Raw genomic sequence first — 12,681 nt, forward strand, 5'->3', positions numbered from 1 at the left:
ACTTGTGTCAAAAAGAGTGAAAGTCACATTTTTAAATGTAGTTGAAGATAAAGAAGGATCTACCGCTGATACTACCTTACAACACTAATATGTCAAATAAATAGGAGCTGATCATTCAGCCCCTAAGTGTTGTTCAACTATCGCATGCGATAGTTAAACAACACTTAACACTGGCGATTATGATCAATCAACTTCTATTTCAGATCGAGGGAAGATAGTGAAGTGTCAAGAATATTGGATTTTCAACCTAAAGGAATTTAATATATTAAAAATCCCAGTTTCTTAATTTTTTAATAAGAAGTTGGGATTTTTCTATTACTTTATTTATTAGCACGAGTATAGAAGATATTACATACATCTATATCCAATAAGAAGGTAATTGCTTCAGTAAATGCCATTTATTTTCATAAGTTTAGATAATAAATCATAAAAATGAATAGTCCACATTCATGCAAACCCAGTAACGGAAGGAATGATACAGTGTTGAACGATAATACTTACGACTTTATTGTAATAGGTGCAGGTACAGCAGGTGGTGTAATTGCAAAAAAATTATCAGATGACAAAATAACTTCTGTATTGGTCTTGGAACCAGGCACAAATATGGTTCCAGAGCTAAGCAGTCCTTCAGGTGCAGTATCCGGTGTTTTGTCTGCTGATAATAGGCATTCCTTTAATATATTTACAAATGTACAGCCCGCAATTGGGAACCAACAACTTAGAGTATCAGGCGGTAGAGCAATAGGTGGAAGCTCTGAACATAATGCCATGTATGCTGTACGGGGAAGCAAGGAACTTTATGATGAATGGGCACGCCTAGTTGGACCTCAATGGAGTTATAACAGTTTAAAGTCACTATTCAAAAAAAATGAAACCTATACTGGAAAGACTCAACAACCAGAAGAACGAGGTAAAAAGGGCCCTATTTTTATCAGACAACAAATTATTCCTAAGGATGGGATTACCGTTACATTAGCAAAAGCAACATCAGAAATATTAGATATTCCCATAGTCGAGGATTACAATACTGGTATTAGGGATTGTACTTTCTTTAAATCACAGTTTTTAAATAAGGAAGTAAATGGAAAATTTGTTCGCTCATCTACTGCAACTGGATATTTAAATAGTAAAATAGTGACACAAGGAAATGAGTTCCATCCAGATGAAATTGGAGTTGGCGGCAGAGAGTTAGTTATTTTGGTAAAAACAACAGTAAATAAAATTCTATTTAAGCAAGGTGGAAAAATTCAAGTTGCAGTTGGAGTTGACTTTGTCAGAAATGGCAAATCAAATAAAGCATTCGCAAAAAAGGGAATAATTCTTTGTGCAGGCAATTTATCTTCTGTTATATTACAACGTTCGGGAATTGGGGACCCGGATGATCTGAAAAGAGCAGGTATAGAAACTTTAATTTACAGTCCAAATGTAGGACATAACTTTCAAACCCAATTTACAACCGGATTGGGAGTTGAAGTTAAAACCGATCGGATTTTAGAACTCATGGCTGCAGACCCAGACAATCCAATTACACTAGGCGCATTTAATGCAGATCGTGGTAAAGGAGGGCGTCGCCTTCAAATAATAGGATCACCAGCACCATCGTTTCTTCCTGCCTCAGAGGTATTGGAAAATAATTGGGATTTCGATCCTAAAAAGAAAAGCAATATCATAAGTTTTGGACTTTTTGACGATAACCCAAAAAGCAGAGGTACTATTATGGTCTCACACAGCGATCCTGAGGCATATCCTTCCATAGACCTTAATCCTCTTGGAGATGCAGATGACCTGAATTTCATGGTTGATCAGTTTATTGAGACCCACAACATTATGAAGAAAGCACGTGAAATCGATCCTGAAGGAATATTCAAAGTCGTATTCCCGCCTGAAATTATCTTTGAGATAAAAAATATCGAAGAAAAGCGTAAAAAATTAGAAAGTTACGTAAGAGCCTCATATCGTAATGTTTTCCACTTTGGAGGTCAATGCAAAATGGCAAGGAGTGTTCGAGAAGGTGTCGTAGATGGCGAATTGAATGTTTTTGGAACAAAGAACCTAAAGGTGGCTGATCTATCGGTCGCACCTATTTTACCTGATGGGAATACTTCACTCCCTTCTCAAATTATCGGTTTAAATGCTGTACGATTCATTCAAGATTAAACTCCAATTTATCAATTATTTGGTGCTGGTTTTTAGCACCCTTTTTTATTCAACTTAGACTACGGTATCCTTTTTCATTAGCGTATAAGATAAACATTTTTTTACATAGATGAACTATAACCGTTATGAGACCATCAAAGGTTATACTGATTCTCAATATGAAGAAGCATCATTCATCGTGCATAAATAGAATTGTGAAGCTAAATAGTAGTTTATTTACAAAATTTCCCAAATTAAAAGGCGTATAACTAAAACAATTGATAATAATTTTTATATTATAATATTACATTTCTTGTTTTAATTTTTTACCAATATCACCTATTTTTAGAGAAACTTATTCTGTGAGTTTCTCTCTTTTTTTAGCCAACTAACGCATGCGTGTGCGGCCGAGCCTAGGTCGTGTCATATAACGGGTGGGATTCCCGTCGAGTAAGAACTAGCCATTCGCTCGTAGCGAGTCTTGGAGGGCTAAAGGTAACTTTAGTCTTTAAGCGTAGACAGTGAGGTAGCGGGCCGAAAGCCAAATGGTTGAAGGGATTGAGCTTCATAATGTTAGTAAATCGAGAGGGCTGGTGCTTTATGCATAGCAGAAAGCTACACTCTACCTTTCGGTAAGGCGAGAAAGGTAAAGCCTCTCTGGAGTCATAGACCTTGGCACGTTATACATTGATATGATACGGCAACTCGGGAGACCCTACCGGTCTTTTCTTTTTTTTAGAAGAGTATGGTGTACAAGCGATAAAAAGTAAGGAAACCAAATGCCGATGGAGGAAAGGCTACTACCAGTTTATCACCCTTAATAGGGACACATTTACTACACACAGAGGTAGGTATAACAAATGGAAACAAAACTACTAAGGATAGCAGAATTAGCAAAATCTGATCCTAAAATGCAATTTACATCTCTAGCACATTTACTAGATAAGCAATCACTAATTCAATGTCATATTGAATTACCAAATAAGAAAGCAACTGGGATAAATGGCACAACTAAAGAGCAATACGGTGGTAATCTCGAAGAAAATATAGAGGATTTAGTAAGCAGCCTTAAAAACAAAAGCTTTCGCCCTGTTCCAGTTAGGAGAATGTATATTCCGAAGCTCAATTCGAAAAAGAAAAGACCATTAGGAATACCAGAACATGAAGATAAGATTGTCCAAAAAGGTGTTACGAAAATATTAAACTCTATCTATGAAATTGACTTCTTGGACTGTTCGTTCGGATTTCGCCCAAATCGTAGTTGCCACGATGCTTTGAAAATACTGAACTTCTATATTGAAAAGAGGTCAGTAAACTATGTTGTAGATGTAGACATAAAAAATGAACAAGCATACCTAGTAAGGTATGCGGATGACTTCGTGTGCTGTTTAAGGAAATCTTTCAAATGGGAGAAATACAGACTTTTCCTGAGCAAATTTCCACTACCCTCACCAAGGGTTAAGGTGAATAACTATGATTTAAGAAAAGAAATTAGCTACATTCTGTAAATGATTACTGGAGGAGCCGTGTGCATTAATAGTGCAAGCACGGTTCTGAGAGGGGGTGGAGTGCAATTTACCGCAAGGTAAAAAGACTCCATTCTACTCGACTAGTTGCATAACATGAAAAATTTATCGGTCTTTATTTTGATAACAGGCCAGTTTTAGTTTAATAAAGAATTTGCCTGCGAAAAAATATTAATTACAAATTTTACCAATTTAATTTATACTAATTTTATAAATTAAGTTTTAAAGGAGATTATTATATGTCTGAAGAGCTAAATAAAGAAATTCTAAAAGAACTAAAAGCGATAAATGATAAACTTGAAAGTTTAAACAATGAACGAAAAAAAGGTTTATCGACTGTTGGTAAGTTTGTTGCACTTTTTCTTGGCTTTGGGTTAGTTGGTCCATTAGTTTCTTATATCGTAATCCCTTTTATAATCAAAATGTTTTATTGACACTTAGACGGTAATTCAACTTGAGGATGGGTTGAAAATTTAATATGTAAGGGGAGGGGACAATGACTTCGTTGAAAAAAGGGTTGTGGTCAACGACTTTGAGTATTGTCGGAATTATATTGTTTATAGTGAGTTATTCTATTTCCGAGATCCCAACATATTGGGAAAAAGTCGTCATAGGAATATTTTTCTTCTCAGGAATTGCTTCTATGATAACAAGTATAATATTTGGTATCTTGGGTGTAAGGTCTAATGAAAAAGGCTTCTTAAAATATTTTGGAATGATAATTGTATTTCTCTTCGTTATAGGAGTGACCATTATCCCTGTGTTATTAATGGCTATATTTGGTTCTAGGGAACCATAAAGCAACAATTTTTACGAAAACAGACTTAAAAAATACTCTAGTTAACAACTATTCTTATACAACTAAATATTTTAATTTAACAGAGCCTACTAAAATAGAAAAAAGATGGTGAATAACCATCTTTTAAGTTTGTAGACAAAGTCCTATTTATGGAGTATAACTATCATTTTATTGTAACTTATTTAATTCTCTAAAAGTAGGAATTGCTTGTTTTAGCGCATGTAAAACAGCAGCACCAGTAAATGTTATAAAAGAAATAAATTCAGCTAATCCATATTCAACTTTCGATACTGGTACAATTAATGGCATTATGCCTAGGCATAGAAAAGCAGCACCAAATGCAAGCCATTTAAATTTTACAAGATCTGGATTTTGCTTATCATTTGATTCTTGTAAGGAAATAAAGAAATCTACAAAAAAATAAAAAAAGGAACTAATTGCGGCTGCAATCACAATATTATCCTGTGGATTAAAACACCAGATCATAAAGTAAGCAATAATAAAAATAGCAAATAAAAAATGCGGAGTTAAGAATACCGCCCATAATGCCTCGTTTTTTAAAACTTTTTGTGAATTCTCCAACAAAATCCCTCCTTATTTTTTTTATAATATCAAAACAAATAAATAAAAAGTGGCTTTTGCTGAATACTTAATAATTTAAATAAAATAATAATCTGTGTGTCTTCTAGTATATAGAAATTTACATAAAAGTAATAGAATGCGAATGTTTTATAAAACAGTTACACTATTTTTACATAACTACCTTTTTAAAAGCGAATTGTCATGACTGTTCAATTAGAATAGAACGGTTAATTATTAACAGTTGAAAATCACGAGTTGCTAGCAGTTTGTTTTTTATTCAAAAAAATAGCAGTATAGTTCAATTAGAATAATTAATTATATTATTGAATTAGGCATTAAAAAGGAGAAGAAAATGTCATTTGATTTAAAAATAAATTCAAAAAGAAGATATGAAAAGTTTATTGAAAGAGTTTCAAAGAGTAAATTAGTTTGGGGGTTGGCGAATGAAGATGGCTGGTGTGTATGTGATTCGAATGAATATGAAGATACAACTGTTATGCCATTTTGGTCAGATGAAGCTTATGCACGTCAATGTGCAATAGAGGGATGGTCGAATTATCAACCAACATCTTTACCTTTAGAAGCATTTATGAATAGCTGGCTTTACGGAATGAATGAAGATGGTTTATTAGTAGGTGTTAATTGGAATGCACAGTTAATTGGTTTGGAAATAGAACCAGCAGATTTATTTAGTCAATTACAACAAAAGAAAGCTTAGAAATAATAGGCTTGTTCAACTACCATGGGAGTACGATTTAAACTGCCATTCACTGTTGTGAATCTTTGATTCATGGATGGCTAACGCATGCGATTCTTCAATAGAGGATCGCTTTTTCTTATTCAACAAAATGGCAGATTAGTTGTATAAGGTATTTAACAATATATCAAAAATGTAATTTGTAATTACATCAGTTTAGTCTATTATTGAAGTAGAAATTTAACATTGGAGATAAGACGTTGGGACAAAAACTAAGAGATTTCATTGATTTTTTATTATTCAAGGTTGGAGCTAAAAACAATATTGGAACGACAACATTTGCGCAATTAAAAATTGAACCTGAATATACAAATATTGATTTAGAGAACAAACAAGTCACTGGTGTAGTTAGATATAAAGAGAAAATATATTTAACAGTTATTGTTGATGTTCAAAATAATATAACAAAAGTTCAAGGGAATTTACGTGGGATTTCTAAAATAGTAAAACCATTTAAGAAGAGAAACTATATTGAAATGATTGAATCTGAAGCTGAATTTTTAATTGAAAACAAAATTATAAATCCTAATGAACTTTAAATCTTTATGATTTTACCTTATTCAACTAACGCAATGCTTTAGTTGAACAATATGATCGGCTCTTTAGCCGATTTTTTTTGTGGAACTAAATGGCAGATTAGTTGAACAAAGGACTCTAACAATATTAAATAGAATTAGTTAAGTAGGAGTCTAATATCGAAGGGGCAAACTAATGAAATTAATGAAAATTTTAGGGTGTATTTTTCTACTTTTAATAATAATTGGAGCAGGTAGTTGGTTTTGGATAAAAAAACATCCTGAAAAGATCTTCAACGGTTATTTTCATTCAACAGAAGTAAAAAAAGGGGACTTTTATACGTTTCATTATGATTCAAAAGATAACCAAACAGTTGCCATGTTAAATCAGATGATTCCAAGTATTCTTGAACAAGGGAATGTATGGTATCAACATTTAGATTTGACTAAGAAGAAATTACATATTTATTTATCTCCAAAAAAGATTGATAAAAGTAAAGCAAGCGATGAAAGAGGACGTTATTTGGAAAATGTAAATGTTCTCTATATTAGAAGCGATTTAGATCAAGTAGAACTTAAAAATACGTTTGCACATGAAATGGCTCATTATTTGTTCTCAAATTATGTTTATGAAAATGGTCTGAAATTAGAACAATTTCCATATTGGATTCATGAAGGAATGGCTAGTTCGTTTGCGCAGAAACTTGCTCCTGTCCCACTTGATAATCTATCAGAAGATTATAAGACTCAACCATTAATGAACATAAAACCTGTAAAAACAAGCGATGGAAAAGGTGGATATAAACCTAGTACCTATTTATTGATGATGTTTGCTGTTGAATATCTCATTCATCATCATGATGAACAAATTGTTGGAAAACTCGTCACTCAAACGAGAAAAACAGGGGATTTTTCAAAAGCCTTTAAGGAATTGACCTCTCTTGATTTAAAGACATACCATACAAAATTTAATGATAATAGTGAAAAAATAAGAGGTTTTGAAACACTTATCGCAAAAGATAAAGTGCTAGCAGAGAAACAAATGCAACTTTATCTAAACGAGCAAGGCGATTATTTTATTAATGCGTCATTATTTTACAACTACCTCGGAAATCTATATATTTCTCAAGGTAGATATAGTGAAGCCTTAAACATCATGGAAAAACAGCTGCAATTTCAAGACATCCCTAGTATCTACCAAGGGGTAGCAGAAGTAGCAGTTAAAGTTGATCATAAAAAGGCAGTCGAGTATGCTGAGGAGTCAGTTAAGTCAGCAAAAAGAAATAATTGGAATGTAGAAATTTTTCAGGATTATTTAAAGAAAGTAATTGATAGTTCTTATTCAACTAACTAATGCGTTAGTTGAACAACTGGGAGTTACTTTGGTAGTTCCCTTTTTATTGTACAAATTGGGAGTTTAATTGATGAAGATTTGAAACACAAATTTGGAGTAATATGGTAGGAATTTAATTAGAAAATCATTTAAATTATTAATTAAGGAGGTAGTTGTTTGTTAAAAAAATTAAAGAATGTTTTTGCGCTACTTACATTTGTTTTAGCAGTATATGCTTTAATAACAGATAGTTTTGTTGTAATGCCTTATACGTTATTCTTCTTAGGAGTAACGTTATTGATAATGGGTATGCAAGAAAAACGTAAGCCTCTTAATTATGCATTTTTCCTTGTATCTGGGCTTAATATATTCGTTTCTATTAAGTCATTCATATACAACTAACGCATGCTTTAGTTGAACAAGAACAACCAAAGACACTTTATTGTGTTTATAAATTTTGCACAAAATTAAATTGAGTGTTTACTTTAATGAGAAGCTGAAAATTCGACTTATATATAGTAACCTTGCAAACAAATTCAAAAAATGCTATTCTAAAGGTGAATTATTTTTGTTCGGTGTAAAGGATAATATTAGTAAAACTTTTCGTCTTGATGATCACTGAGAGCAAGGATAGTAATACATTGTGTGTACTAACACACTAGGAGTGAACAAACATGGAAAAAGGTAAAGTAAAATGGTTTAATGGCGAAAAAGGCTTCGGTTTCATCGAACGTGAAGGTGGAGAAGACGTATTCGTTCATTTCTCAGCTATCCAAGGCGAAGGGTTCAAAACATTAGATGAAGGTCAAGAAGTGACTTTTGACCTTGAGCAAGGTCAACGTGGAGCACAAGCAGCTAACGTTCGCAAGGCTTAATTATAATAACTAACATGGACAGGCTCTTAATTTGAGTCTGTTTTTTATTTTTCTAAAAAAACAAAAACCCCACTCACTAATGAGTAGGGAACAGAATACAGAAAACAGAAAACAGTAAATCAAATGGTAAACAAAGTGTAACACATAATTTGTAGGATTCCTAATTTCAATCAACCTACCATGTAAGAACGTAATTTTCTTACATTGCCTGTGGTGAAGCTCTGTTTTTTGGTTGGTTAACGTGTGCGCTTCTTTAAGAAGAAACAATCTTTTTAATACTAATTTAACTAGAAATGATCTTCAGTAAACGGGCGCTTTAGTTGAACAACGTAGACTACTTCAGTGGTCTTTTTTTATTAAAGTAAATGGCAGATTAGTGGAATAAGGAAAAATCTCCAAGCAAATTGTATAATTATATAAAAGGGGTGATTTCAATTTGGAAAGCGTTCCGAAAGTGCAAGAAATATTACTCGAAGAAAGTCTATTTTTTTAATCGATCGGATCTATTTAAAATTCAATTTGTTCAACGATTAAAAAGCATCCAATTTAATTGGATGCAAACTTAAGTATTCCACTTAAAAAGATTGAATCTTCTAAATGCGTGCACTCTTTTAGCTTGATTTTTCCATCTAGTTCTAGTTCTTTAGCCAGTTTTTCAATCATATTTTTATCATTTCCCAAGGGATTTTTAATGTTGATTAGAAAGTAATTTCCTCTTGTTGCAAGTCGAAGGTTCTTTAATAGACTCTCTTTACTCATTTTCACATCTCCCTTCTAAATTATATTAATTCGACACAAAAGAGGTTTTGTCCTGTAATCTCATTTAAACTACAAATTTTATGTAGAATTTATTTATTTGAACTCCATAGTATATAACGTCAAAAATTATCATACATTGTCAATACACATAGTAGGGGGAATAATAATGGACTCAAATAATTTACGTGAATTAGAGTATGCAATAGATGAAATTACTGAAATTGCAAAAGGATTTGGGCTTGAATATTTTCCAATGAGGTATGAAATATGCCCATCCGATATTATTTACACGTTTGGTGCGTACGGAATGCCAACAAGATATTCACATTGGAGCTTTGGAAAAAAATTCTATAAGATGAAGTTGCAGTATGATCTAGGATTAAGTAAGATTTATGAATTAGTGATTAATTCTAACCCATGTTATGCATTTTTACTTGATACCAATAGCCTGATTCAAAACAAATTGATCGTTGCCCATGTACTCGCTCATAGTGATTTCTTTAAAAATAATGTGCGTTTTAGCAATACAAATCGAGATATGGTAGAAAGCATGGCAGCAACTGCTGAAAGAATTAAACAATATGAACAAAAATATGGAAAAAAGTTAGTAGATGAATTTTTGAATGCAGTTATAGCTATCCAAGAACATATTGACCCTTCTATTGTAAGAAATAGATTAACGTGGCAATTAGAAGATGATGTGATTATCCCCCTTCCTCGAGTAGGACCATATGATGATTTATGGAATTTGGATAATAAAAAAGAAAATATTGCTCCTGTAAATCCTCGAAAAAAGAAATTCCCACCACAACCTGAAAAGGATCTTTTACTATTTATTCAACATTTTAGTCGTGAATTAGAAGAGTGGCAACGAGACATTTTAACAATGTTACGAGAGGAAATGGTATATTTTTGGCCACAGCTCGAAACAAAAATTATGAATGAGGGATGGGCTAGTCTTTGGCATCAACGTATTATGCGAGAGTTAGATTTAACTTCAGGTGAATCAATTGAATATGCAAAATTGAATGCAAGTGTAGTACAGCCCTCGAAAACAAGTATAAACCCTTACTATTTCGGACTAAAAATGTTTGAGGATATTGAAGATAGATATAACAATCCATCTGAAGAAATGAAAAAAAATGGGGTGAAAGTTGGTTCTGGAACTGAAAAAATTTTTGAAGTACGTGAGCTTGAATCAGATACTAGTTTTATTAGAAACTATTTATCAAAAGAATTTGTGATGAACAAAGACTTGTACTTGTTTAAAAAACATGGAAAAGAATATAAGATTAATGATAAAAGTTGGGTGAATGTACGTGATCAATTAGTAAATATGCGTACGAATGGAGGATATCCTTATATTACCGTAGATGATGGGGACTATCAAAAAAAAGGTGAATTGTATTTAAAGCATTCATTTGAAGAGATTGAATTAGATGTTAAATATCTAGAGAAAGTTTTACCATATTTATACCAATTATGGGGAAGAACGACTCATATTGAAACAAGGATGGATGGAAAAACTGTATTATTTAGTTATGACGGAATTAATGTAAATCGTAAAAATTTGTAAACACCTGTTTAGGCGTTTATTTTATTTTAGCTATTTCTTAAACGTTGTTTACAGCATAGTACATTAACTAACTCATGTTAGCAATGTGATAGGGCGTTCCAATTATGAATAAGCTTTAATAATATGAAACACGCTTTAGTTGAATTACATGATCGGCTGAATAGTCGATTTTTTTTATGGAACTTTATGGCAGAATAGTTGAATAAGAAATTGCAATTTTCATGAGTCTTTTGATTGATTAATACTTTTTGGCTTAATGATAAAATTAAAATCATTGTACAAATATAAACGGTACCAATATGATTTGGAGAAATTTTAAAAATAGAATACGGAGAAACAATATGAAAAAACTTTAAACATATTTGTTATTTTAGGTCCTATGTTCTTTACTTTTTCATTAAACTTTGGGTTTTATTGGGTAAAGTTTTCAACTTTTATTTATGCTTTAATCCTTATAATGCACGCAATAGTTAATGTTCCTAATAAATTAGATAGTTTTATTCTATCTACAATAGGCGTAGTTTTACTGATTGGACTATATTTTAATAATATCTATTTATGGATTGTATTAGGATTATTATCAATTATTATTGGTGTAACAAGAATAGTTATTATTTTAGTAAGCATGAGAAAAAAAGGTATCTTCTAATTTGAATTGGTAGATTATTGGAATAAAAAGGTAACCGGTATTTTCTGTCGAATAATAATTGTTGATAAAAATGATTAATTGAAATGAAGAGGTGCTATTTTTGATTGCTCAATTTGCAAACTTATTAAGTAAAAACACATTTATTGAAAGAGAGAATTTGTTTAAAAATGCAGATGTTGTTTTATATCATCCGGGTCATTTTCCAGAGCTAAACAAACAAATTCTAAATTTGTATAAAAAAGAGTCCTTTAAAAAAATTATGATACCGAGCGTTTATAACAATCATCTAAAAGAAGAAGAATACAAATTTCATAAAGAAAAATTAGTTGAGTTCGGGATTCCTGACAACTAACGCAGTGCGTTAGTTGTATAAGAGTTTCTAAAGGTTGTCTAATTAGACAACCTTTTTTAGTTCAAAAATCATCAATTAAATTTAAAGAGCCTTGCGTATTGATGGTAAATTCCACTTGATTTTTTGTATTCCATTTATTCAATTGAATGTTGTCGGTCCATGAAATATGTGAATTTTTCATCCATCGCTTGCAATTTATTTTCCATTGACTGCATTCTTTGGTCTAATGATTTGATTGCCATTAAAATCACTTGCGTTGATTCATCATTCATTTTGACTTCATCCTTTCGATTCGATTCGAACGATAATCGATCGGTCATTTCTGGTTTGTGTAAAAAAGGAAAGATATCATTTTAGTTTGGTTGAATGTGTAAAAATGTTACCATTCAAAAATGAAAAAGTCATGACATAAAATATGGATGGACTGGTTGACCTAATGGATAGCGTCCGGGTAGTTACGAGTAGAGGGCGATAAGATAAAAAAGCATCCTTACTGGATGCTCTTGATTTGTGTCACAATTTCGTTGTGTTCGGTGATTAATCTTTTCAACTGTTCTTCGAGATGAGGGTCGTTTTTCTTCGCTAAGATGATCTTGACGATATCGATCGCTTCGCGCGTCTTCATTAATTCTTTTTGCAATTTTTCGACTGCATTCAATTTTCCCATGTTTTACCCTCTTCTTCATTCAGTTTAGTGGATCCGGTCCAAAACTATCCGTTAAGCATACCAAATAAAGCGGATAAATGCACACTTTAATAGCCATGAGTTATTAATTCGAAAAGAAAAAGTATCGAACGATGGTTAGAATAACTGGAATGAAG

General features: G+C 32.1%; 14 protein-coding genes and 1 pseudogene. 11 read left to right on the top strand and 4 right to left on the bottom strand.

All coding sequences use genetic code 11. From position 1 onward, the window contains the following. Positions 1 to 483 precede the first annotated feature (483 nt). The 4 genes and pseudogenes from BM319_RS09435 to BM319_RS09450 all read left to right on the top strand — a co-directional run bounded on the left by BM319_RS09435 (position 484) and on the right by BM319_RS09450 (position 4,461). Positions 484 to 2,157, top strand: coding sequence for a GMC family oxidoreductase (locus tag BM319_RS09435; protein WP_286143710.1), 1,674 nt, complete (start codon positions 484 to 486; stop codon positions 2,155 to 2,157). Between the two features lie 839 nt (positions 2,158 to 2,996). Beyond that, positions 2,997 to 3,476, top strand: a pseudogene (locus BM319_RS09440) (group II intron reverse transcriptase/maturase); the annotation flags it as partial. Between the two features lie 425 nt (positions 3,477 to 3,901). Then, positions 3,902 to 4,096: a hypothetical protein gene (locus tag BM319_RS09445; protein ID WP_091022262.1), complete on the top strand. Its 195-nt coding sequence runs from the start codon at positions 3,902 to 3,904 to the stop codon at positions 4,094 to 4,096. 62 nt (positions 4,097 to 4,158) lie between these two features. Next, positions 4,159 to 4,461 (top strand): hypothetical protein, encoded by a 303-nt coding sequence (locus tag BM319_RS09450; protein ID WP_091022264.1) that lies wholly within the window; start codon positions 4,159 to 4,161, stop codon positions 4,459 to 4,461. 168 nt (positions 4,462 to 4,629) lie between these two features. On the opposite strand, the gene BM319_RS09455 is transcribed toward BM319_RS09450, so the two are convergent. Next, complete coding sequence (locus BM319_RS09455; RefSeq protein WP_069034338.1) at positions 4,630 to 5,043, bottom strand: hypothetical protein; 414 nt, start codon at positions 5,041 to 5,043, stop codon at positions 4,630 to 4,632. A gap of 352 nt (positions 5,044 to 5,395) precedes the next feature. Here BM319_RS09455 and BM319_RS09460 point away from each other — a divergent pair, with 352 nt between their 5' ends. The 5 genes from BM319_RS09460 (at position 5,396) to BM319_RS09480 (ending at position 8,523) form a co-directional block, all read left to right on the top strand. After that, positions 5,396 to 5,761, top strand: a complete 366-nt coding sequence (locus BM319_RS09460) for a DUF2750 domain-containing protein (RefSeq protein WP_069034337.1) — start codon at positions 5,396 to 5,398, stop codon at positions 5,759 to 5,761. A 239-nt stretch (positions 5,762 to 6,000) separates the two neighbouring features. Beyond that, positions 6,001 to 6,339 (top strand): hypothetical protein, encoded by a 339-nt coding sequence (locus BM319_RS09465; protein WP_069034336.1) that lies wholly within the window; start codon positions 6,001 to 6,003, stop codon positions 6,337 to 6,339. Between the two features lie 172 nt (positions 6,340 to 6,511). Continuing rightward, positions 6,512 to 7,669: a tetratricopeptide repeat protein gene (locus BM319_RS09470; RefSeq protein WP_091022266.1), complete on the top strand. Its 1,158-nt coding sequence runs from the start codon at positions 6,512 to 6,514 to the stop codon at positions 7,667 to 7,669. A 156-nt stretch (positions 7,670 to 7,825) separates the two neighbouring features. After that, positions 7,826 to 8,050: a hypothetical protein gene (locus tag BM319_RS09475; protein ID WP_091022268.1), complete on the top strand. Its 225-nt coding sequence runs from the start codon at positions 7,826 to 7,828 to the stop codon at positions 8,048 to 8,050. A gap of 272 nt (positions 8,051 to 8,322) precedes the next feature. Further along, the gene (locus BM319_RS09480; RefSeq protein WP_069034332.1) at positions 8,323 to 8,523 is read left to right on the top strand and encodes a cold-shock protein; all 201 of its coding nucleotides are present in this window, start codon (positions 8,323 to 8,325) and stop codon (positions 8,521 to 8,523) included. Between the two features lie 546 nt (positions 8,524 to 9,069). On the opposite strand, the gene BM319_RS09485 is transcribed toward BM319_RS09480, so the two are convergent. After that, a complete protein-coding gene (locus BM319_RS09485) occupies positions 9,070 to 9,282 on the bottom strand; it encodes a hypothetical protein (RefSeq protein WP_069034331.1) in 213 nt (70 codons plus the stop codon). Between the two features lie 166 nt (positions 9,283 to 9,448). Between BM319_RS09485 and BM319_RS09490 the strand changes: the two genes are divergently transcribed. Further along, positions 9,449 to 10,858 carry a SpoVR family protein gene (locus BM319_RS09490; RefSeq protein ID WP_069034330.1) on the top strand — a complete coding sequence of 470 codons (1,410 nt, stop codon included), beginning with the start codon at positions 9,449 to 9,451 and terminating at the stop codon, positions 10,856 to 10,858. Positions 10,859 to 11,607: 749 nt separating this feature from the next. Continuing rightward, on the top strand, positions 11,608 to 11,859 hold the full coding sequence (locus tag BM319_RS09500; RefSeq protein WP_091022272.1) for a hypothetical protein: 252 nt from the start codon (positions 11,608 to 11,610) through the stop codon (positions 11,857 to 11,859). 134 nt (positions 11,860 to 11,993) lie between these two features. Here the strand turns inward: BM319_RS09500 and BM319_RS24665 are convergent, their stop codons facing one another. Then, the gene (locus tag BM319_RS24665) at positions 11,994 to 12,131 is read right to left on the bottom strand and encodes a hypothetical protein (RefSeq protein ID WP_167555278.1); all 138 of its coding nucleotides are present in this window, start codon (positions 12,129 to 12,131) and stop codon (positions 11,994 to 11,996) included. A 218-nt stretch (positions 12,132 to 12,349) separates the two neighbouring features. Continuing rightward, the gene (locus BM319_RS24670) at positions 12,350 to 12,526 is read right to left on the bottom strand and encodes a hypothetical protein (RefSeq protein WP_158095066.1); all 177 of its coding nucleotides are present in this window, start codon (positions 12,524 to 12,526) and stop codon (positions 12,350 to 12,352) included. Positions 12,527 to 12,681 lie beyond the last annotated feature (155 nt).

The organism is Bacillus sp. UNCCL81 (assembly GCF_900112535.1).
GTDB classification, from domain to species: Bacteria; Bacillota; Bacilli; order Bacillales; family Bacillaceae_G; genus Gottfriedia; species Gottfriedia luciferensis_B.

Excerpts from the sequence above, each read along its gene's own strand:
- BM319_RS09450 (WP_091022264.1), top strand. The coding sequence starts at position 4,159 with ATGACTTCGTTGAAAAAAGGGTTGTGGTCAACGACTTTGAGTATTGTC.
- BM319_RS09480 (WP_069034332.1), top strand. The coding sequence starts at position 8,323 with ATGGAAAAAGGTAAAGTAAAATGGTTTAATGGCGAAAAAGGCTTCGGT.
- BM319_RS24665 (WP_167555278.1), bottom strand. The coding sequence starts at position 12,131 with ATGAATGATGAATCAACGCAAGTGATTTTAATGGCAATCAAATCATTA.
- BM319_RS09445 (WP_091022262.1), top strand. The coding sequence starts at position 3,902 with ATGTCTGAAGAGCTAAATAAAGAAATTCTAAAAGAACTAAAAGCGATA.
- BM319_RS09490 (WP_069034330.1), top strand. The coding sequence starts at position 9,449 with ATGGACTCAAATAATTTACGTGAATTAGAGTATGCAATAGATGAAATT.
- BM319_RS09485 (WP_069034331.1), bottom strand. The coding sequence starts at position 9,282 with ATGAGTAAAGAGAGTCTATTAAAGAACCTTCGACTTGCAACAAGAGGA.
- BM319_RS09460 (WP_069034337.1), top strand. The coding sequence starts at position 5,396 with ATGTCATTTGATTTAAAAATAAATTCAAAAAGAAGATATGAAAAGTTT.
- BM319_RS24670 (WP_158095066.1), bottom strand. The coding sequence starts at position 12,526 with ATGGGAAAATTGAATGCAGTCGAAAAATTGCAAAAAGAATTAATGAAG.
- BM319_RS09470 (WP_091022266.1), top strand. The coding sequence starts at position 6,512 with ATGAAATTAATGAAAATTTTAGGGTGTATTTTTCTACTTTTAATAATA.